This is a genomic window from Paractinoplanes toevensis, assembly GCF_018332695.1.
GTDB lineage: Bacteria > Actinomycetota > Actinomycetes > Mycobacteriales > Micromonosporaceae > Actinoplanes > Actinoplanes toevensis.
In genome coordinates, this window is sequence record NZ_BOQN01000049.1 from 121,246 (window position 1) to 142,108 (window position 20,863).

Below are 20,863 nucleotides of genomic sequence, written 5' to 3' on the forward strand. Positions count from 1 at the left end.
CACTAATACCATCACTTCGCGTCGGGGCGGCGTAATAGATAGGTGTCCATGATCCAGCCGTGGCGTTCGCGGGCCTCGGAGCGGATCTTGAGGATGTCGTCGGCGACGTCGGCGACCTTGCCGGAGGCCAGGATCTCGTCCTCGGTGCCCAGGTAGGCGCCCCAGTAGATGTCGGCGTCGGGGTGGGCGGTGAACGCCTGCTGGGCGTCGAGCATGACGATCACGTCGTCGACGCCGGCCGGCCAGCCCTCGTCGGCGAGCCGGCGGCCGGTGGTCACCTGGAACGCGCGGCCGACCCGGTTCAGCGGGATCCTGTGCCGGGCGGCCAGGGTCGAGACGCTGCTGATACCGGGGATCATCTCGTACTCGAAGAGGGTCTGGCCGCGGGCCAGGATCTCGTCGAGGATCGCGATGGTCGAGTCGTAGAGGGACGGGTCGCCCCACACCAGAAAGGCGCCGGTCTCGTCGTCCAGCAGGTGCTCGCTGATCAGCGCCTCGGTCACCTCGGAACGGCGGTGCCGCCAGTCGGCGATCGTGCCCTGGTAGTCGGCGGGCGTGCGGTCCCGGTCGGGGTCGCGGCCCTCGGCGATGCGCCGGCTGGGCCGGCCGTACGCCTTCATCATGCGTCGCCGCAGCTCGATCATGCTTTCCTTCGCCTCGCCCTTGTCGAGCACGAAGAAGACGTCGGTCCGGCCGATCGCCTTGGCCGCCTGCAGGCTCAGCTGGTCGGGGTCACCGGCCCCGATCCCGATCACGTAGATCTTCCGCACGATGCAGGCTATCGCGGAGCCGCGGGACGGGAGCGCGCCGCCGACGTGACTTTTAGTAGCGTCTATGTTCATGGGGAGCGAGCCGACCGCCGGGGCACTGCTCGCCGCGGGCAACGAGGCGATGCTGGAGGCGGCGTTCCGCACCGGTGACTACCTTCCGGCGCGGCAACTGCTGGAGGCGGCGCGGGACAGCGCACGCCGCAGCCGTGACCGGGTGGACGAGGCGGCCGCGCTGACCGGGCTCGGCATGCTGTTGCACTTCGCGGCGATCGGGGAGGACCTGAGCCGGGCCGACTGGCCGGCCGAGGAGCGGTTGTTCCAGGACGCCCTGGCCATCCAGCGGGAGGCCGACGACCCGGCCGGCGCGGCCGAGTCGCTGTTCGGGCTGGGTCTGGTGCATCAGGTGCTGCGTGGTGACTGGGCCACCGCGATGCCGTTCTACGGCGAGGCGCTCGAGCTGGCCGAGCGGTACGCCGACGAGATGGTGCGCTCCGAGGTGCACCGGCACATCGGGTTCTTCCACGTCTACGTGGCCGGCGACCCGGAGCAGGGGCTGCGGCACCTGCGCATGTCGCAGGTGCTGCGGGAGCGCTACGGCGACCCGCGCCGGGTGGCGACCGGCACGCTCGCGCTGGGCGAGGCCGAGCTGGCGGCGGGCAACCGGTCCGAGGCGATGCGCCTGCTCCACGAGGCGGTCTACCAGGCCCGCGCGGCCGGCCTGAGTGACCAGCGGATCGGCTGGGCGGAGCGGGCGCTGCGGGACGCCGAGGCCAGAGGAACCTGAGCGTTCCCGATGTCCAGCGTTCGTCGGGATTCCGACGGATCGATCGTGATCAGTTAACTCGACTGTAAGTTAACTGACAGCGAGCTGGTCATAGGGGGCGGCCTTGACCGAGCACAGTGCTTCGTCTTCTCCCTACCATCCGGTGATCGGGATCGATCTCGGCACGACCTCGTGCACGATGTCCGTCTGGGATGGTTCGAAGCTGATCGTCATCCCGGGCCCGGACGGCTCATCCGCGCTGCCCGCCGTGGTGGGGCAAAATCCGGCCGGCCGCATCCTGGTCGGCCGTCCCTCGGCGAGCGATGCGCTGCCGCAGATCGACGGCATCAAGCGTGGCCTGGGCACCGACGAGCGGCTCCGGCTGCGCGGCCGGCAGTACCGCCCGCCCGAGATCTGCGCCTTCCTGCTCATCGAGTTGAAGCGGCAGGCCGAGGCGTTCCTCGGCGGCTCGGTGCACGACGCGGTGATCACCGTGTCCGGTTCGGCCGGTGAGTCGCAGCGCCGCGCGATCCGCGAGGCGGCCGGTCTCGCCCAGCTCAACGTGCGCCGGCTGCTCGACGACCCGGTCGCGGCGGCGGTGGCGCTCGGTGCCGACGACCGCGAGCGGATCTACGCGATCTACGACCTCGGCGGTGGCACGTTCGACACCGCGATCGTGCGGATCGGGCCGGAGGGGGTGACCGTGCTGGGCGCGGCCGGTGACCCGCGGCTGGGCGGCGACGACTTCGACGAGCACATCGTGGGGTACGTGTTGCGCCAGATCCGCGAGCGGCACCACGTCGACCTGAGCCGGGACGAGCACGTGCGCCGGCGGATCCGGCGGGAGGCCGAGCGCCGCAAGCGCGAGCTGTCCAGCACCGAGACCACCGTCCTCGAGCTGCCGCTGCTGACCGCTACGGTCAGCGCGACGGTGCCGCTGTCCCGCCGGGTCTTCGAGGCGATGATCGAGCCGGACGTGACCAAGACGCTGGGTTACCTGACGGCCGCCCTGGCCGCGGCCGAGCTCGAGCACCGCGTGGTCCGGGCGGGCGTCGACCAGGTGCTGCTGGCCGGCGGCTGCTCCCGGATCCCGTCGATCCGGGAGCGTGTGGCCGATTACTTCGGCCTCGGCCCGGACGGCATCCGGGCTGACGCCGACCCGGCCGAGCTGAACGCGCGGGGTGCCGGCCTGATCGCCCGGGAGTACGAGCCGGCCCTGACCTTCGAGGGTTCCCGGCCCGGCCTGCTCGGCGCCAACCTGCGGTTACGCGCCGAGATGGCCGATCCGAACCCGGCCGCCGTGCCGGGTGAGCCGGACCTGCCCGATCTGCTGCCGGGGGTGCCGGCCGAGACCCCCGCCGACTTCCGCCCGGTCGCCGTGGCCAGCCGCGACCTGCTGGCCACGGCGCTGGACGGCGCCCGCGGTGAGCTGCGCGCCGCCTACCTGGCGTTCGTCGGCGCCATTCAGGCGGCGGCCCCGGATGCCCGCCTGACCGAGTTGGGCGAGGCGTTGTCGGCCGAATACGACCGCCGCTAACGTTGCTCTTATGTTGATCAGCCTGGGTTTGCCGGTTTCCGGAGCATGGGCGATGCCCGCGTCGCTGGTGCGGTTCGGGAAGCTGGCCGAGGAACTCGGCTATCACGGGCTGTGGGCGTTCCAGCGGCTGCTGGTCGGTGCCGATCAGCAGCTGGCGCCGGTCTACCAGAGCGTGCTCGATCCGATGGTGGCGCTGGGTTACACCGCCGCGGTCACGTCGCGCATCCGGCTCGGTGTCGCCGTGATCAACCTGCCGTACGTGTCGCCGGCCTACCTCGCGAAGCAGGCCGCCACCCTGGACGTGCTCTCCGGCGGGCGGCACGACCTGGGGCTGGGCACCGGCTGGTCGGAACCGGAGTTCGTGGCGACCGGTTCGGACCCGAACCCGCGCGGACGGCGCACCGAGGAGTACGTGGCGGCTCTGCGCACCCTCTGGAACGACCCGGTGGCATCCTTCGACGGCGAGTTCTACACCGTTCCGCCGAGCCGGTCGGCGCCGCCGCCGGTGCAGGCGGGCGGCCCTCCGGTGCTGCTGGGCGGCACCGCCGATCCGGCGCTGCGGCGGGCGGGCCGGATCGCGGCGGGGTGGGTGAGCAGCAGCCAGGCCCGGCTGGAGGACGTGCGGCGGGGCGTTCAGGTGGTGCGCCGGTCGGCCGAGGAGTCCGGGCGGGACCCGGACGAGGTGCGCATCGTGGTGCGGGGCTGGGTAAAAGCCGGCGAACGGCACGATTCGCTGCCGTTGTCGGGCGACGCCGAGCAGATTCGGGCCGGTGCCGAGCTTTATGCCCAGGCCGGCGTGACCGAGCTGTTCGACGACCTGAACTGGGATCCGCTGCTGGGCGGCCCGGACGCGGACCCGGCGGCGGCCCTGGAGCGGGCGGTAGAGATCATCACCGATCTGGCGCCGACCGACTTCGCAACGTAGGGAAGACGCCGGTCGAAGTCCGGGGAATGGCATGAAATGGCGTCCGATTCGTAATCAGAATGGCTCGCGAAAACTTTCGGCGAGTGCGTTGAGTAACGGAGATCAACACAGAACCGTGCTCCGAGGGGCCGTTGGACCGTGGATCCGGGGGCTCTCGGCCCGATCCACCGCAGATCTTCCGTGTGAGAGCGCTCACGGCCGAAGGATCCGGCTCGGCGCCTTCCCAAGATCGACATCTCGGTGAAACCCTGACGAAACAGCGGCTCTTCGAGGTCGCTCGGCAACTTCGATGACTTTGCGCAACCGTACGATTGCCCTTTGGGTTGTGATATCTCGCAAATGGGACACCGTGGATCGTCGAAAGGTACGATTTGCTCGGTCAAATGACGGTTCATTCCCCCATGGGGCTGCGTCTGGTATGGCCTACGTGATATGGGCTGTCAGCTGGCTGTTATTCATTCGATGCGTCAACCCATTTTCTACGGACGTTTTACGGGCTACCTTCCCAACCGCAGGATCCGAATACCTCTCGCGCACGGCGCATGTGAGGGTGTGTCGTTCGAGGAGGTGATTGAAGCGTGGAACCCCTGATCGAAGAGGCCGCGCTGGAGCCGAAGGGCGCGTCGATCGACGCGATGACGGCTCCCACAGGAGATCTGAAGAAGGTCGAGACCCGGCACAAGTCGCCGACCCAGATCGCCCTGGCGCGCTTGCGCAAGGACCGGCTCGCCATGGTCTGCCTGGGCATCTTCATCTTCTTCATCCTGATCGCCGTGTTCGCCCCGCTTCTCGCGAAGCTCGAGGGCCAGGACACGACGACACTGCACCAGGACCTGATCGACGAGTACGGTTTTCCGACCATCTCGTTCACCAGTGAGCATTGGTTCGGCATCGAGCCCCGACTCGGGCGTGACCTGTTCGCCCGCTTCGTCTACGGCGCCCGCCCGTCCCTGATCGTGGCCATCTCGGTCACCTTCATCACCGCCGTCATCGGCGTGTGCATGGGCCTGCTGTCCGGCTTCCTCGGCGGCTGGATCGACCGGGTCATCTCCTGGGTCATCGACTTCGTCCTGAGCCTGCCCTACCTCCTCTTCGCGATCGCCGCTCCGGCCGTGATCCTCAGCGTCATGGGCGACAACCCGACCGAGGCGGACGTCAGCCAGGTCACCCGGTCGCGGTTCATCGCGCTGATCCTGGTCCTCTCCTTCTTCGGCTGGGCCAGCCTGGCCCGGCTCATCCGCGGTGAAGTGCTGTCGCTGCGCGAGCGCGAGTTCATCGCCGCCGCCCGGGTGCTGGGCGTGCCCACCCACAAGGTCCTGTTCAAGGAACTGCTGCCGAACCTGGTGGCGCCGATCATCATCGCCACCTCGCTGGCTCTGCCGACCTACATCGTCGCCGAAGCGGGTCTGACCTTCCTCGGCGTGGGTCTGGTCGAGCCGACCCCGTCGTGGGGGCTCACGATCAGCAACGCCACGACGTACTACCGGGCCGACCCGCTCTACCTGTGGCTGCCTGTGCTGGCGATCAGCATCCTGGTGCTGGCGCTGAGCCTGCTCGGTGACTCGATCCGAGACGCTTTCGATCCCCGCACACGACGGTGACCCCGTCGACGCATTGTTAAGAAAGAGGAGAAATGGCAAGGCGCTTCAAGGTGGCCGTGGCGGCGACAGCCGCCCTGGCGATCGGTTTGTCGGGCTGTGGCAGCCCGTCATCCAAGAACGACACGGACAAGGGCGACACCGGCAAGCTTCAGGCCCAGCAGGCTGCGACCGACCCGAACGCCAAGGGTCCGGCGGCCGAGGTCGCGGGCGCGAAGAAGGGCGGCACGATCACGATCGTCGCCCAGACCACGCCGTCCACGCTCGACCCCACTGACACGTACTACACCGACTCGAACGAGATCGAGAAGCTTACTTTCCGTACGCCCACGCAGTACGACATCCGCGACGGCCAGCCGGTCCTCGTCCCCGACCTGACCGACCTCGGTACGGTCTCGGCGGACAAGCTGACCTGGACGTTCAAGATGACGGGCACGTTCAAGTACGAGGACGGCACCGACGTCAAGGTCGAGGACCTGGCGTACGCGATCAAGCGGTCCTTCGCCCACGACGTGTACCCGAACGGCCCCGCGTACCAGCTGTCCTACTTCAAGGACGGCGACAAGTACAAGGGCCCGTACGCCGACGGTGACAACTACTCCGGCGTGGAGACCCAGGGCACCGACACCCTGATCATCCACCTCGCGAAGCCGTTCGCCGACCTGCCGTTCTACCTGACCTTCCCGGCCTTCACGCCGATCCCGAAGGCCAAGGACACCAAGCAGGACTACAAGAACCACCCGCTGTCGACCGGCCCGTACATGTTCGACCAGTACGTTCCGGGCACCTCGCTGACGCTGAAGAAGAACCCGAACTGGGACCCCAACACCGACCCGGCCCGGCACCAGTACGCCGACGCGTGGAGCTTCAAGTGGGGCGGCGAGCTCGTCACCCTGCAGCAGAAGGTGCTGAACTCGGCCGGCGACGACGCCAACTCGCTCGCCTACGACGAGGTCGACGCCTCGCTGATCCCGCAGCTGACCGGCGACAAGGCCAACCAGCTGGTCAAGGGTGAGAGCCCCTGCCTCTACACGTTCAACATGGACACGCGGAAGATCACGGACATCAACATCCGTAAGGCGATCGCCAAGGCGTACCCGTACGACGCGCTGTCCAAGGCGAACGGCAACAACGACTACACCTCGGAGCCGGCCAGCACCATCCTGCCGCCGGGCGTCCCGGGGCACACCAAGTACACCCCGCTCCCCGACCTGGCCGGTACCGGTGCCGGCGACCCCGCGGGTGCCAAGAAGATCCTGACCGACGCCGGCAAGCTCGGCTTCGAGATCAGCTGGTACTACGACAACACCAAGCCGATCCCGCAGCAGATCTCGAACATCCGCGCCGACGCACTCACCAAGGCCGGCTTCAAGGTCAAGGCGATCGGTGTCGCCACCGCCGACCTGCGCTCCAAGGTGGGCGACTACGACGCTCCGGTCAACACCGGCCAGGCTCCGCGCGGCTGGTGCTCCGACTGGCCGACCGGTTCCTCGTGGCTGCCGGTGCTCTTCGAGAGCAAGAGCATCGCCGAGGGCCAGAGCTGGGGCATGCTGCAGGACCCGGCGCTCGACAAGAAGATCGAGGACGTCGCGAACCTGCCGACCGACCAGGCGACCGGCAAGTGGGCCGCGCTCGACCAGGAGATCATGGGCATGTACGTCGCCCTGCCGTGGTACTACACCAAGATGGCCGTCGTGGCCGGCACCAACATCGGTGGCGCCGTCGGCGACGCGACCGTGGGCATGCCGTTCTTCCCGGACATGTACCTGAAGAGCTGACCTAGGTCAGTAAACGGCCGGTGGCCCGGCCGCTCTGCGGCCGGGCCACCGATCACGCCTACCCGCGTTCTCCCAGTCACCTATCTCTATCTCTCTCACCACGAGGTGCCGCCGTGCTGCTGTACATCCTGCGACGCGTGATCAGTGCGATCTCGGTCGTGATAGTCACGGTGGTGTGCAGTTTCCTGCTGTTCTTCGCCGCGCCGCACGACCCGGCCGGCGTCATCTGCGGCCCGAAGTGCACGCCCGAACGGCTGAAGGACATCACCAACAGCCTCAATCTCGACCAACCCGTAGTCGAGCAGATCGGTCTTTACTTCAAAGGCATCGTGGTCGGTCGCGACTACTCCGCCGGTGGTGTCACCCGGCACTGCGACGCACCCTGCCTCGGTTACTCGTACATCCTCGGCGTCCCCGTCACCGACCTGCTGGCCCGGGCCGTCCCCGTCACGCTGTCGATCGTCATCGGCGGCGCGACCATCTACCTCTGCTTCGGCGTGCTGATCGGCACCATCGCGGCCCGCGTCCGCGGAACGACCCTCGACAAGGCGGCCGTCGGCACCTCGCTGGTGATCGGCTCGGTTCCGTACTTCATCGTCGCCCTGGTCATCGCGCTGTACGCCACGTTCCTGCCGAAGTCACAGTACGTATCGTTCTTCGAAAATCCGTTCCAGTGGGCCGCCGGCCTGCTCGCGGCCTGGCTCTGTCTCGGCCTGACCAACTCGGCGCAGTACACCCGGTACTCCCGCGCCTCGATGATCGAGGCACTGGGCCAGGACTTCACCCGCACCGCCCGGTCGAAGGGCATCTCGGAGCGGCGCGTGGTCTACCGGCACGGCCTGCGGGCCGCCATGACCCCGGTCATCACCATCTTCGGCGTCGACGTCGCCTACCAGCTGGTCAACACGATCTTCACCGAACGCATCTTCCAGCTGCCCGGCCTCGGCACCCGCATCATCAACGCGTTCAACCAGTACGACCTGCCGGTGCTGATGGGTGGCGTGATCGTCGGCGCCACGGTCCTGGTAGTGATGAACCTGGTGGTAGACATCCTGTACACGGTCCTCGACCCCCGGGTGCGGCTCGGATGAGCGACATCGACCCGACCACGACCCCATCTGTCCCGCAAGGCGGCAACATGACCGAACAGACCGTACGGGCACCGCAGACCGTCACCCGTGCCCCCCGCACCCGTGCCGAGGGGGAAGAGGCGTACCTCGAGGTCACCGACCTGCACGTGCAGTTCCCCACGGCGGACGGCCGGGTGCAGGCGGTCCAGGGCCTGAGCTACTCGCTGCCGCTGCGGCGCACGCTGGCGATCGTCGGCGAGTCCGGTTCCGGCAAGAGCGTCTCGAGCATGGCCATCCTCGGCCTGCACGACCGGAAGTCGACCTGGATCTCCGGGTCGATCAAGGTCGGCGGCAAGGAGGTCGTCGGCATGTCCGAGAAGGACCTGATGAGCTACCGCGGCGCCGACGCCGCGATGATCTTCCAGGACCCGCAGTCGTCGCTGCACCCGTTCTTCACGATCGGTGACCAGATCACCGAGTCCTACCGGGCGCACCACAACGTCTCGAAGCGGGCGGCCAAGGCGCGCGCGGTCGACATGCTCGGCCGGGTCGGCATCCCGAACCCGTCGCGCCGCGTGGACCAGTACCCGCACGAGTTCTCCGGCGGCATGCGGCAGCGCGCCATGATCGCGATGGCGCTGGTCAACGACCCGAAGCTGCTGATCGCCGACGAGCCGACCACGGCCCTCGACGTGACCGTGCAGGCCCAGATCCTCGACCTCATCGCCGACCTGCAGCGCGACTTCGGCTCGGCGGTCGTGTTCATCACCCATGACCTCGGCGTGGTGGCCGAGATCGCCGACGACATCCTGGTGATGTACGGCGGCAACGCGGTCGAGCACGGGCCGGTCGAGAAGATCCTCGGCGCGCCGCTGCACCCGTACAGCTGGGGCTTGCTGGAAAGCATCCCGGCGGTGTCCGGCACGCCCGGTCCGCTGCACCCGATCCCGGGCTCCCCGCCCAGCCTGCTGGCCATGCCGAGCGGCTGCGCCTTCCACCCGCGCTGCGAGTTCCGCGACCGGGTGGGCGGCGACCTGTGCCGGACGCTGAAGCCGGAACTCATCCCGCGGACCGCGGACCAGGGGCGCACCTCCCGGTGCCACCTGAAGGAACCCGACAAGGTCTTCGAGACCGAAGTCCTGCCCCGGCTGCCGTAAGAGGATCCTGACGATGACCACCACCACCGAGAAGTCCGGCATCAAACGTGTCGAGGGCGCTCCGCTGCTCGAGCTCAACGATGTGAAGATGCACTTCCGGGCGAAGGGCGAAGGCCTCCTGGCTCGCGGCACCAAATGGGTGCAGGCCGTGGACGGGGTCAGCCTGTCCGTGCAGCCCGGCGAGACGCTGGGCCTGGTCGGCGAGTCCGGCTGCGGCAAGTCGACCACGGCCCGGCTGATCACCCGGCTGCTCGAACCGACCGCCGGCGAGATCAAGTACCAGGGCGTCGACATCGCGCACATGTCCGAGCGGAAGCTGCGGCCGTACCGGCGCGAGATCCAGCTGATCTTCCAGGACCCGTACTCGTCGCTGAACCCGCGGCACACGGTCGGCACGATCGTCGGCACCGCGCTGCGCACGCACGGCATGGTGCCCAAGGGCGGCGAGCTGAAGCGGGTGCAGGAGCTGCTCGAGGTCGTCGGCCTCAACCCGGAGCACTACAACCGCTACCCGCACGAGTTCTCCGGCGGTCAACGGCAGCGCATCGGCATCGCCCGCGCGCTGGCCGCCCGCCCGAAGATCATCGTGGCCGACGAGCCGGTGTCGGCGCTCGACGTGTCCATCCAGGCCCAGGTGATGAACCTGCTGGAGAACCTCCGCAAGGAGCTGGGCATCGCGTTCGTCTTCATCGCGCACGACCTGGGCGTGGTCCGGCACTTCTGCGACCGGGTAGCGGTGATGTACCTGGGCCGGATGGTCGAGGAGGGCCCGCGGGACGCGCTGTACGAGACTCCGCAGCACCCGTACACCCAGGCCCTGCTCTCCGCCGTGCCGGACATCGGCGTGGTCCGCGGCGTTCCGCCGAAGCACCGGATCCGCCTGGTCGGCGACGTGCCCAGCCCGGTCGACCCGCCCTCCGGCTGCCGGTTCCGCACCCGCTGCTGGAAGGCGGAGGACATCTGCGCCACCGCCGACCCGGCGCTGGAGCGGAAGCCGGTCGGCGACACTGTGGTGGCCTGCCACTTCGCCGAGCCGCCGGTCGAGTCGATCGTCGCCGAAGCGGTCTAGGGGTGGTGGCCGCACCGCCGCCGGCAGCCCCGTCGGTCTATCGCACCCGTGCCTACCGCACCCGGCAGCGCGCTCTGATCGCGCTGGGTGCGGTGGGCCTGGTGGGTCTCGGTTACGGGATCGGGCGCTGGCAGGACACTCCTTCTGCCAGTCCGGCGGTCGCCGCGCCGGTTGCGAAGCCGGCGTCGGCCGCGCCGACCACCTCGGCGCCGCCGACCCCGACCGTCTACCAGACGCTGCAGGCCGAGGCGGCCAACGGCAACCAGGGCATCCAGCCGCAGGACACCGAGGACCAGGGCGGCGGGCAGAACGTCGGCTGGATCGCGGCCGGTGACTACCTGCGGTTCGACAACATCGAGTTCGGCGAGGTGCCGGCGACGAAGCTGGACGTGCGGGTGGCCACCGACGCGGACAGCGGTCGGATGGATGTGCGCCTGGACTCACCCACCGGCGACCCGGTCGGCACGCTCCGGGTCACCAGGACCGGCGGGTGGCAGAACTGGCGGACCGACGAGGTGACGCTGACCACGCCGATCACCGGCGTCCACACGGTGTTCTTCACGTTCGACCGCGAGGACGACGGCGAGTTCCTCAATCTGAACTGGCTGCTGTTCCAGCACTGACGGATTCCCGCACCGGAATCTTCAGGGTCAGTACGCCGTTGTCGTAGCGGCAGTCGACCCGGTCGCAGTCCAGCGCGTCGGCGAGGAGCACCTGCCGGCTGTCCGGGCCGGTCTGGCCCTCGGCACGCTGGGCCCGCACCGTCAGGCCCTCGTCGTCGGAGCTGATGTCGATGCCGGCCGGGTTGACGCCGGGCAGGTCGATGTCGATGTGAAACGTATCGTCGATCCGGTAGGCGTCGAAGCGGGCGCCTGAGCTACGGCCGGCGGTGTCGAGGACGCGCACGTTCGCGGCACGAAGCAACATGGGTGGTTCCTCCAGCGGGATGCAAACCTGAGCCTTGTGAGCTCACGTCTACTCAATCGAGAATCTCGCTGTGGAATTCCCTCATATAAGTGTGGGGCGGGCAACGTGGCCCGCCCCACATCGATTTCCTGCGTGTTACGTGAATTACTTGAACGCTGCTTACTTAAAGAAGCCAGGCCCGGGGACGCCGACGCCGGTCTCGGCGTCGTAGCCGCGGGTGCTGTGAATGGTCGTCGTCTGCACGTCGACCGTCTGCAGCAGGAACTGCCGGCCGTCCGACGCGTCCTCGCCGTTCACGAAGTTCGTCCGGACCTGCAGCACCGGCTTCTTCGGCGCGGTGACGTCGGTGATCGCCGCCGTACCGGCCTTGCGGTAGTAGGCCGGGTTGGCGAAGCCGACGGGGTGGTGCGCCTTCTGGCTCTGCACCGCCTGGAGGCCCGCGAGCAGCGGCGACGCCAGGCTGGTGCCACCGATGCGGTACTCGTCGTAGTACGTGCCGTCGGTGAACTCCTGGGTCTGACCGACGATGAAGCCGGTGTTCGGGTCGCCCGGCATCGAGATGTCCGGGACGGTCCGCATCCGGGTCGCCCCGAAGTACTTCGAGATCGAGTCCGGCACGACGCCACGCTGGTAGAACGGCTGCCCGAACAGGATGCTCGTGCCACCGCCGCCACCGGACGAGTAGGCCGGCGCCTCCCACGTCTTCCCGTCCGCGGAGAGCGGCGAGTACGCGGTCTGCCAGCCGTGCTCCCACACCCGCTTGCCGTGCTTGTCGATGCCGACGCTGGTGCCGCCGACCCCGGTCACGTACGGCAGGTCGGCCGGGAAGTCGACCGTCTTCGCCTCGGGCACGGTGCCGCCCTGCGTCTCGTCACCGGCGTCGCCGCTGGAGAAGTCCACGGTGATGCCGGTCAGCGCCGCCTCCAGCGAGAACTGCTGGTAGAAGTCGATGTACTCCTGGCCCAGGTCCGCCACCTTGTCGGTGCCGGTGCCCCACGAGTTGGTCACGATGTCGGCCACGTGGTTGTCGATCGTGGTGGCCCACGCCTCGTCGAGGCCCGTCGAGCAGTCGGCACCGCCCACGTAGACGACCTTCGCGCCCGGCGCCATCGAGTGCACGGCCTCGATGTCGAGGGTCTCCTCGCCGTACCATCCGGCGCCGCCGCACTCGTCCACCAGGTCGTAGCCGTCCGGGGCCGGGGTGATCTGGGAGAACTGCTGCCGGCCGAACGCGGGCAGGCCGTGCTTGCGGTTGTACTTCGCGAGGTCGGCCGCGATCGTCGGCGAGGCGAACGCGTCGGTGACCGCCACGGTCACGCCACGTCCGTCGACGCCCCGCTTGATCAGATCGCTTACGCCGTACGCCGATTGGTATTGCTTGGGTTGGTAACCGCAGACCACGTACGGCTGCTTCTTGCCGTTGGCGGACGGCTGCGCCGTCGCGGTCTTCTCGCCGTAGTAGGACGAGCAGGGCTTGCCCGCCCGGAAGCCGGTGTCCGGGCCCGGCAGGGTGTCGCCCGGGGTCTTGAGCGCCTGGCCCTGGTCGAGTCCGAGCACCCCGGAGACCACACCGAGCACCGCCGAGGGGGTGTTCTCCGGCAGGGAGAGCTCGGTGCTGTTCGCGTGCACGGTCTTGCCCTGGTACGAGTAGTTCTTCACGGTCGTACCGAAAATCTTGTTGATCTGCGCGGTGCTGCCGGACGCCTCGACATACATCCCGCCGAGGGTGTCCCGCAGGGCGAAGCCCTGCCCCTTGAGCCAGGTGCGGACCGAGTCGACATCGGACTGAGCGGGCGCGTACTGGGCCTTGAAGTCGGCCGTCGTGAGCCACTTTCCGTAGCTCGCGCTCGACGGGTCGGAGATCTTGGCCAGGGTGGCTTCGGCGGCCGCACTGTCGCGCAGCTTGAGCAGAATGCCGAAGGAGATGGACTCAGCGGCCGCCGGTGCGCTGCCGGTGGCCTTGGCCCGGGCCAGCCAGCGTGGCTGACTGCCACTGAGGGCGTGCCGTCCGGGGCGGGGCGCGGCGGTGGCCGGGCCCGCTCCGAGGACAGAGGCGGCGGCGGTGCCGAGTGCGACAACCATCGCCAGCGTTCTTGACTTCACTGTGCCTCCAAATGGATGAACCTCCCCACATAACGCCGATCGATGTTCATCGGTCAATACTCATACGAAGAAATTTCTGTTGCATAGATAGATATCTTCCCAGCTCAGAGCCTCTTTGCTGGGGGCGGTCAGCTGGTGCCGAAGGCGTGGCGGAAGCGGTCCAGCGCCTGTTCCGGTTGGTCCGATGCCCAGCCTTCCAGCCCCACCACGCCGGAGTAGTTGAGCCGGCGGAGGGCGGCGGCGATGGCGGGGTAGTGGATTTCGCCGGTGCCGGGTTCGTGTCTGCCCGGCACGTCGGCGACCTGGATTTCACCGACGAACGGCAGGGCGCGTTCGACGAGCTGGATGAGGTTACCTTCGCCGATCTGGGCGTGATAGAGGTCCAGGTTCATGCGTACGTGCGGGCTGCCGACGGCTTCGACCAGGGCCATCGTGTCGGCGGCCGTCGCGAACGGGGTGCCGGGATGGTCGACGGCGGTGTTGAGGTTCTCCAGCGTGAACACGCGGCCGGCGCGTTCGCCCAGCTCGGCGAGGCGGCTGAGGGTCCGCGCCGCGGTGAGCCACATCGCCGGTGTCACGACGGCGGCGGGGAGGACGGGCAGTCCCTGATCGTCCAGGCCGGTGCCGTGGACATTGAGGCGCGGGCAGTCGAGACGCTCGGCGACCTGCAGGGACAGCTGCGCGGTGCGCAGTAGCTCGTCGGCGCCGGCCGGGTCGGCGAGGGTGCCGCGCAGGTAGCCGGTCATGGACGAGAAGGTGGCGCCGGTTCCGGCGAGGGCGTCGATGTCTTTACCGGCCCAGTTCCACATCTCGACCTCGAAGCCGAGGCAGGCGATGCGCCGGACACGTTCCGGGAACGGCAGGTCGAGGAACATCATCTCGGCGCAGACCGCCAGCCGGTAGCCGCTCACCTGGCCACCTCGTCGATCCGGACCGGGCGACCGGCGCGTACCGATTCGGCGGCGGCCAGGGCGATTTCGAGGGCGGCGCGGGCGTCCTCGCCGGTTACCCGGGGCGGGGTTCCGGTGCGGACGGCGTCGACGAACGCGGCGAGCTCGGCGGTGTAGGCACCGGCGAACAGCTCCTGGTCGCCACGGACGGTCTCGGTGATTCGGCCCGCGGCGCCGGAGAAGGTCATGGTGCTGCGGCGGCCGTCGCCCAGGGTGGTCATGCCGCCCGGGCCGAACACCTCGCCGCGCACGTCGTATCCGTAGGCGGCCTCGAAGCACCCCTCCGCAATGCCGACGGCGCCGTTGTCGAAACGCACCGTGACCACGGCCGTGTCGAGCAGGCCCCGATCGCGCCAGTCCGGCTCGACCAGCGCGTCGGCGACCGCGTACACCTCGACGGCCTTCGCGCCCGGATTGAGGAACCGCAGCGTGTCGAAGTCATGGATCAACGTCTCGAGGAAGATGGTGTCCGGTGCTACCCGCGCCGGGTCGAAGCCGCCCGGATCCCGCGTCAGCGACCGCAGCAGCCGCGGCGCGCCGATCTGCCCCGCCTCCAGCAGCGCCCGGGCGGCCTGCCAGTCCGGCGCGAACCGCCGGTTGAACCCCACCTGCAGCGCCACCCCGGCGGCCCGGGCGGCGTCGATGGCCCGCTCCGCGTCGGTCAGGCTCAGCGCCATCGGCTTTTCACAGAACACGCTTTTGCCGGCTTCCGCCGCCGCGACGATCAGGCCGGCGTGGAACCGTGCCGGGGCGGCGATCAGCACCGCTTCGACGTCCGGGTCAGCCCACACCTGCGCCGCATCGGTGTAGGAGCGGTCGGCGTGCAGGGCGCCGGCCAGGGCGTCGGCCGCGCCCGGCGCGGGGTCGGCGACTGCGACCAGGTGGGCGCTCGGCAGGCGCCGGCTCACCGTCGCACCGTGGAACGACCCCATCCGCCCCGACCCGATCAACGCCATGCCGAGGAAATCGGCCGTCATGAACTCGCCCTTCTACTGGAACGTTCCATAGAACGAGCGTGGGCCACCTGAGGTGGTGACGTCAAGACGTGAGGCTGGAACGTTCCAGAGTCTGCGACTAGGCTGGGCCGGTGCGGAGTACCGGGCCCAGGTCGACCCTCGCCGACGTGGCGGCGCGAGCGGGTGTGTCCAAGTCGTTGGTGTCGCTGGTGATGCGCAACGAACCGGGCGCAAGCGCCGAGACCCGCCGCCGGGTTCTGGACGCCGCCGACGAGCTGGGCTATCACCCGGACAGAGGGGCGCGGCTGCTACGCAGCGGCCGCAGCCGCCTACTCGGGGTCGTGTTCGGCATCCAACACGCTTTCCACGCCGATCTGGTCACGGCTCTCTACACCGCGGCCCGCGAGACCGGCTATGAACTGGCACTGAGCGCGGTCACACCGGACCGCGACGAGACGGAAGCGACCGCCGGTCTGCTGCAGGACCGCTGCGAAGCGCTGATCCTGCTCGGTCCGCAAACGCCCACGGCGAGCCTGGCTCGGCTGGCCACCCGGCTACCCGTCGTCGTGCTGGCCCGGGGCGTTCGAGGCGCGGCCGTTGACGTCGTCCATACCGCCGACGCCGACGGGCTGCACCAGGCCGTCGACCACCTGGTCCAGCTCGGACACCGCAGCATCGCCCATATCGACGGCGGGCACGCGCCCGGCGCCGCGCAGCGACGCCGCGGCTACCGCGACGCCATGTGCCGCCACGCCCTGGACCGGCACACAAGGATCATCCGGGGCGGCCTCACCGAAGAAGACGGCGCGGCCGCGGCCCGGGCGCTCCTGGCCGATCCGCCGACCGCCGTCACCGTGTTCAACGACCGCTGCGCCACCGGCGTCCTCGACGTCCTCGCTCACCACGGACTGAAAGTGCCCGACGACGTCAGCGTCGTCGGTTACGACGACAGCCGGCTGGCCCGGCTGGCTCACGTCAACCTCACCACGATCGCCCAGGACACCGCGACCATGACCAGACTCGCCGTCGCCCGGGCGATCGACCGGGTCGAAGGGTCCACGATCACCCACCGAGACGTCGTCCCGCCGCATCTCGTCGTCCGAAGCACCACCGGACCGCCGACTTCACCATGATCAAGAACCCTCGGACGGCAGAGAATCTCGCATTCGGGGCACCATCAACGTCGTCTGGGTCGGCAAACAACGCCTCATCCGACGCCTACCGAAAGGTTGGCAGTCGAACATATGTTCTAAGATGCTCGGCATGAGCATCCTGCACGCCGACCTCGACGCGTTCTACGCGTCGGTCGAGCAGCGTGACGACCCCGCCCTGCGCGGGCGCCCGGTGCTCGTCGGCATGGGGGTGGTGCTGGCGGCGAGCTACGAGGCGAAGGCGTGCGGTGTCCGCACCCCCATGGGCCTCACTCAAGCCCGGGCGCTCTGCCCACGCGCCGTCGTGGTCCCGCCCCGCATGCGGGCCTACAGCGCGGCGAGCAAAGCCGTGTTCGAGGTCTTCCGCGACACCACCCCGCTCGTCGAGGGCATCTCGATCGACGAGGCCTTCCTCGACGTCACCGGCCTGCGCAAGATCCGCGGTTCGCCGCGGTCGATCGCCGCGGTCCTGCGCGCGCAGGTGCGCGAACGAGTCGGCCTGCCGATCACCGTGGGAATCGCCGACACCAAGTTCCTGGCCAAGGTCGCCAGCGCGGTCGGTAAGCCGGACGGCCTGCTCGAGGTGCCGCCCGGCACGGAGCTCGACTTCCTGCATCCGCTGCCGGTCGAGCGACTCTGGGGCGTCGGCCCGGTCACCTCGGCCAAGCTGCGCGAGCACCGGGTCAACACGGTCGGCCACGTGGCCCGCATCGGCGAGGCCGCCCTGGTCACCATGCTCGGCGTGCACGCCGGCCGGCACCTGCACGCGCTGGCCCACAACCGCGACCCGCGCCGGGTCCGGGTCGGCCACCGGCGCGGCTCGATCGGGTCGCAGTGCGCGCTGGGCCGCCGCCCCCGCCCGTTCGCCGAGATCGACGCGACCCTGGCCGCCCTGGTCGACCGGGTCACCCGCCGCATGCGCGGCGCCAACCGGGCCGGCCGCACGGTGACGCTGCGCCTGCGCTTCGACGACTTCGGCCGGGCCACCCGATCCCGCAGCCTGCTGAAGGCGACGATGCAGACCCGGGCAGTCCTGGAGACGGCCCGGGCCCTGCTGGCCGAGGCCCGCCCGCTGATCGAGACCCGCGGCCTGACCCTGGTCGGCGTGGCGGTCAGCAACCTGGACACCGACGCCAACATCCAGCCGTCCCTGTTCGACGAACTGTCCGACGACGGCCTCGACGTGGCGATGGACGCGGTCCGCGACCGTTTCGGCTCCACCGCCCTGTCCCGGGCCGCTTCCCTGGGCCGCACCCTGAACCCATCGGTCCCGATCCTCCCGGACTGACACCGGGCTTCCCGGTCCGCTCACGCTCATTTTTCGGTACGGCGTCGGACCGGTCCCGTGACACGCGGTCCCGCTGAGCGAGACTCACCCTCCGAGCGCCCGCATCCGGGCGGACCCGACCCAAGCGCCGGCCCACCACCCGCCTGCGGCGGGGCCCTTTCACCGCCCGCGCCGGCTTCCGCTTCTGCCGGCCTCGTCCCCCCGGGTCAGTCGGTGGGGGTCAGCCCGGTCGAGGCGCGGAACGAGCCGTCCATCTCGAACGGCACCGACTCGTGCTCGTGGGTCACCAGCCAGCGGCCGTCGATGCGGCGCAGGCCCAGCGTTACCCGGAACCACAGGGTGAAGCTGTCGGTCGCGCCGCGCGGCACCGCGGTCAGGCTGTCGAGGCTGGTCGCGAAGGCCACGTCGCCATCGGTGGTGATCTCCAACCGGGTGACCTCGCGGCGCGGCGGTGCCTCGAAGGTGGCGATCCAGGCCGCCAGCGGGGCCGGGTCGCGGGCGTCACCGGGCTGTTGCAGCGGCGGGGCGAGGGTGTATTCGACGAAGCTGGGCGCGTAGTACGACAGGATGGCCCTGGCGTCACCTTTCTGCAGCAGCGCGGCCTTGCCCTCGATGACTTCCCGGATCTCGTCCATGACGGGTCCTACCTTTCTCTCTTTCCCGGGATGTCGAAGCCGGGCCGGGCAGTTTCGACGTCCCGGGAAAGAGAGAAGGAGAGAAGCATGAAATACCTGATCCTGATCCAGTCGAACCCGCAGTCGCTGGCCGTCTGGGAGACGCTGACCGATCAGCAGCGGATCGACTTCGGCCGCGGTCACCGGCGGCTGACCGAGGAGATGGGGGAGGCCGGGGTGCTGGTGGTCAGCGAAGGCCTGGGCGACCCGGCCCTGGCCACCCAGGTCTCGGTGCGGGACGGGAAGACGATCACCTCCGACGGACCGTACGCCGAGGTCAAGGAGCATCTGGCCGGCTTCTACCTGATCGACGTCGCGGATCTCGACGAGGCGGTCGCATGGGCCGCGAAGGCACCGGACGCCGCCTACACCCGGGTCGAGGTGCGCCCGATCCTCGACATGAGCACATGGGACCTGTGACCGGGCTGCCGGAACTGTTGCGGGAATGCGCGCCGCAGGTCCTGGCGGCCGTGGTGCGCCGCTACGGCGACTTCGAGGCCTGTGAGGACGCGGTGCAGGAGGCGCTGATCGCGGCCGCCCGGCAGTGGCCGGCGACCGGTGTCCCGGAGCAACCCCGGAACTGGCTGATCACGGTGGCCGGCCGCCGGCGGGTGGAGCTGCTGCGCAACGAGACCGCTCGCCGGCGCCGCGAGGAGGCGGCCGGGAGCGAGCCGGCGCCACCGGTCCGGGGCGATGACGAGCTGGCGTTGCTGCTGCTCTGCTGCCATCCCGCGCTGAGTCTGCCGGCGCAGGTCACGCTCACTCTGCGGGCGGTCGGCGGGCTCACCACCGCGGAGATCGCCCGGGCGCTGCTGCTGCCGGAGGCCACCGTCGGCCAGCGGATCAGCCGGGCCAAGCAGCGGATCCGGGACACCGGCACCCGGTTCGACCTGCCCGCGACGGGCGAGCGTCTCACCGCGGTCCGCCACGTGCTGTACCTGATCTTCAACGAGGGCTACACGGCCAGCTCCGGCGACGCCCTGAACCGGGTGGAGCTGACCCGGGAGGCGATCCGGCTGACCCGGCAGCTGCACCGCCGCCTGCCGGACGACGGCGAGGTGGCCGGGCTGCTCGCGTTGATGCTGCTCACCGACGCGCGCCGGCCTTCGCGTACCGGCCCGGACGGCACCCTGGTCCCGCTGGCCGAGCAGGACCGGGGCCGCTGGGACGCGGCCGCGATCGCCGAAGGCGTCGCGATCATCACCGACGCCCTGGCGCGGGCGCCGATCGGCCCTTTCCAGCTGCAGGCCGCGATCGCGGCGATCCACGACGAGGCGGCGCGGGCCGAGGACACCGACTGGCCGCAGGTCCTTGCCCTGTACGGGATGCTGCACGCCCTCGACCCGGGGCCGATGGTGACGCTGAACCGGATCGTGGCACGGGCCATGGTCGACGGCCCGGAAGCCGGGCTCGCCGCACTGGACGAGATCGCCGCCGATCCGGTGCTGGCCCGGCACCACCGGACCGCGGCGGTGCGGGCCCATCTGCTGGAGCTGACCGGCGACCGGGCCGGGGCGCGGGAGTTCTACCGGCTGGCGGCGCGGCTCACGCTCAGCCGGCCCGAGCAGCGCTATCTGGAGTCGAAAGCAGCCGACTGACCGCGGCCATCACCGCGCGGCGGCGGGACGGGCGGTCGGCGGCGGCTGCGGCCTCGGCGAACTCCGGGTTCATCGTGCCCCACGCGCTCGCCATCGCCTGGATCAGGGTGAGCAGCTCGACGGGGGAGAAGTCGGTGGTCACCCGGGCGGCGGCCAGGGCCTCCAGGCGAACGCGGTTGGCCTCGACCACCGCGGCCAGGGCGCGGCCGGCCGGGCGCTCCAACCTGTACCACGTGGTCAGGCGCTGGGCCTCCGGGTGGTCGGTGAAGTAGTCGAACATGCGGCCGGCGTAACCGGGCAGGTCGGTGGCGTCGAAGTGCACCGCGTCGAGGATCTGCCGGATCGTCTCGGTGAAGACGGCGTCGAACAGGGCGTCCTTGTTGCCGTAGTAGGCGTAGATGCGCTCCTTGGCGCTGGCCGCCTCGGCCGCGACCCGGTCCATCCGGGCGCCGGCGATGCCGTGCGCCGCGAACTCGGCGGTGGCGGCGGCCAGGATGCGGCGGCGGGAGGCGTCGGCGTCACGTACGCGAGGGGGCATGTGACGAGCTT

20 protein-coding genes are annotated in these 20,863 nt (G+C 69.7%); 13 read left to right on the forward strand and 7 right to left on the reverse strand.

Annotated elements, in window-relative coordinates; genetic code table 11:
- Positions 1-11: 11 nt before the first annotated feature.
- Positions 12-770: a precorrin-6A synthase (deacetylating) gene (gene cobF / locus Ato02nite_RS17340; RefSeq protein ID WP_213007569.1), complete on the reverse strand. Its 759-nt coding sequence runs from the start codon at positions 768-770 to the stop codon at positions 12-14.
- A gap of 70 nt (positions 771-840) precedes the next feature.
- On the opposite strand from cobF, the gene Ato02nite_RS17345 reads away from it, so the two are divergent.
- The 9 genes from Ato02nite_RS17345 to Ato02nite_RS17385 all read left to right on the forward strand — a co-directional run bounded on the left by Ato02nite_RS17345 (position 841) and on the right by Ato02nite_RS17385 (position 11,290).
- Entirely contained in the window at positions 841-1,554 is a 714-nt protein-coding gene (locus Ato02nite_RS17345) for a tetratricopeptide repeat protein (RefSeq protein ID WP_213007570.1), read from the forward strand.
- Between the two features lie 142 nt (positions 1,555-1,696).
- A complete protein-coding gene (locus Ato02nite_RS17350) occupies positions 1,697-3,070 on the forward strand; it encodes an Hsp70 family protein (RefSeq protein WP_213007571.1) in 1,374 nt (457 codons plus the stop codon).
- Between the two features lie 10 nt (positions 3,071-3,080).
- Positions 3,081-3,995 carry a TIGR03619 family F420-dependent LLM class oxidoreductase gene (locus Ato02nite_RS17355; protein ID WP_213007572.1) on the forward strand — a complete coding sequence of 305 codons (915 nt, stop codon included), beginning with the start codon at positions 3,081-3,083 and terminating at the stop codon, positions 3,993-3,995.
- A gap of 578 nt (positions 3,996-4,573) precedes the next feature.
- Complete coding sequence (locus tag Ato02nite_RS17360) at positions 4,574-5,596, forward strand: ABC transporter permease (protein ID WP_213007573.1); 1,023 nt, start codon at positions 4,574-4,576, stop codon at positions 5,594-5,596.
- A 32-nt stretch (positions 5,597-5,628) separates the two neighbouring features.
- Positions 5,629-7,371 (forward strand): ABC transporter substrate-binding protein, encoded by a 1,743-nt coding sequence (locus Ato02nite_RS17365; RefSeq protein ID WP_213007574.1) that lies wholly within the window; start codon positions 5,629-5,631, stop codon positions 7,369-7,371.
- Between the two features lie 113 nt (positions 7,372-7,484).
- A complete protein-coding gene (locus Ato02nite_RS17370; protein WP_213007575.1) occupies positions 7,485-8,462 on the forward strand; it encodes an ABC transporter permease in 978 nt (325 codons plus the stop codon).
- A gap of 47 nt (positions 8,463-8,509) precedes the next feature.
- Positions 8,510-9,598, forward strand: a complete 1,089-nt coding sequence (locus tag Ato02nite_RS17375) for an ABC transporter ATP-binding protein (protein ID WP_213007576.1) — start codon at positions 8,510-8,512, stop codon at positions 9,596-9,598.
- A 13-nt stretch (positions 9,599-9,611) separates the two neighbouring features.
- Positions 9,612-10,667, forward strand: a complete 1,056-nt coding sequence (locus Ato02nite_RS17380; protein ID WP_213007577.1) for an ABC transporter ATP-binding protein — start codon at positions 9,612-9,614, stop codon at positions 10,665-10,667.
- 2 nt (positions 10,668-10,669) lie between these two features.
- Positions 10,670-11,290, forward strand: coding sequence for a carbohydrate-binding protein (locus Ato02nite_RS17385; protein WP_246607105.1), 621 nt, complete (start codon positions 10,670-10,672; stop codon positions 11,288-11,290).
- Here the strand turns inward: Ato02nite_RS17385 and Ato02nite_RS17390 are convergent.
- The 4 genes from Ato02nite_RS17390 to Ato02nite_RS17405 all read right to left on the reverse strand — a co-directional run bounded on the left by Ato02nite_RS17390 (position 11,259) and on the right by Ato02nite_RS17405 (position 15,624).
- Entirely contained in the window at positions 11,259-11,594 is a 336-nt protein-coding gene (locus Ato02nite_RS17390) for an Hsp20/alpha crystallin family protein (protein WP_213007578.1), read from the reverse strand. The genes Ato02nite_RS17385 and Ato02nite_RS17390 overlap by 32 nt on opposite strands.
- Positions 11,595-11,753: 159 nt before the next feature.
- Positions 11,754-13,676, reverse strand: a complete 1,923-nt coding sequence (locus tag Ato02nite_RS17395; protein ID WP_246607106.1) for a S53 family peptidase — start codon at positions 13,674-13,676, stop codon at positions 11,754-11,756.
- 149 nt (positions 13,677-13,825) lie between these two features.
- Positions 13,826-14,608: a TIM barrel protein gene (locus Ato02nite_RS17400; RefSeq protein WP_213007580.1), complete on the reverse strand. Its 783-nt coding sequence runs from the start codon at positions 14,606-14,608 to the stop codon at positions 13,826-13,828.
- Positions 14,605-15,624 carry a Gfo/Idh/MocA family oxidoreductase gene (locus tag Ato02nite_RS17405; protein ID WP_246607107.1) on the reverse strand — a complete coding sequence of 340 codons (1,020 nt, stop codon included), beginning with the start codon at positions 15,622-15,624 and terminating at the stop codon, positions 14,605-14,607. The genes Ato02nite_RS17400 and Ato02nite_RS17405 overlap by 4 nt, the downstream gene beginning before the upstream one ends.
- A gap of 110 nt (positions 15,625-15,734) precedes the next feature.
- On the opposite strand from Ato02nite_RS17405, the gene Ato02nite_RS17410 reads away from it, so the two are divergent.
- A complete protein-coding gene (locus tag Ato02nite_RS17410) occupies positions 15,735-16,736 on the forward strand; it encodes a LacI family DNA-binding transcriptional regulator (protein ID WP_213007581.1) in 1,002 nt (333 codons plus the stop codon).
- A gap of 121 nt (positions 16,737-16,857) precedes the next feature.
- Entirely contained in the window at positions 16,858-18,042 is a 1,185-nt protein-coding gene (gene dinB, locus Ato02nite_RS17415) for a DNA polymerase IV (RefSeq protein WP_438873047.1), read from the forward strand.
- Between the two features lie 206 nt (positions 18,043-18,248).
- Here dinB and Ato02nite_RS17420 read toward each other — a convergent pair whose 3' ends face one another.
- The gene (locus tag Ato02nite_RS17420; protein WP_213007583.1) at positions 18,249-18,677 is read right to left on the reverse strand and encodes a YybH family protein; all 429 of its coding nucleotides are present in this window, start codon (positions 18,675-18,677) and stop codon (positions 18,249-18,251) included.
- 87 nt (positions 18,678-18,764) lie between these two features.
- On the opposite strand from Ato02nite_RS17420, the gene Ato02nite_RS17425 reads away from it, so the two are divergent.
- Positions 18,765-19,136, forward strand: a complete 372-nt coding sequence (locus tag Ato02nite_RS17425; protein ID WP_213007584.1) for a YciI family protein — start codon at positions 18,765-18,767, stop codon at positions 19,134-19,136.
- Positions 19,124-20,314, forward strand: a complete 1,191-nt coding sequence (locus Ato02nite_RS17430; RefSeq protein WP_213007585.1) for an RNA polymerase sigma factor — start codon at positions 19,124-19,126, stop codon at positions 20,312-20,314. Before Ato02nite_RS17425 ends, Ato02nite_RS17430 begins: the two co-directional genes overlap by 13 nt.
- Here Ato02nite_RS17430 and Ato02nite_RS17435 read toward each other — a convergent pair.
- Positions 20,268-20,852 carry a TetR/AcrR family transcriptional regulator gene (locus Ato02nite_RS17435; protein ID WP_213007586.1) on the reverse strand — a complete coding sequence of 195 codons (585 nt, stop codon included), beginning with the start codon at positions 20,850-20,852 and terminating at the stop codon, positions 20,268-20,270. The two genes, Ato02nite_RS17430 and Ato02nite_RS17435, sit on opposite strands and share 47 nt — an antisense overlap.
- Positions 20,853-20,863 lie beyond the last annotated feature (11 nt).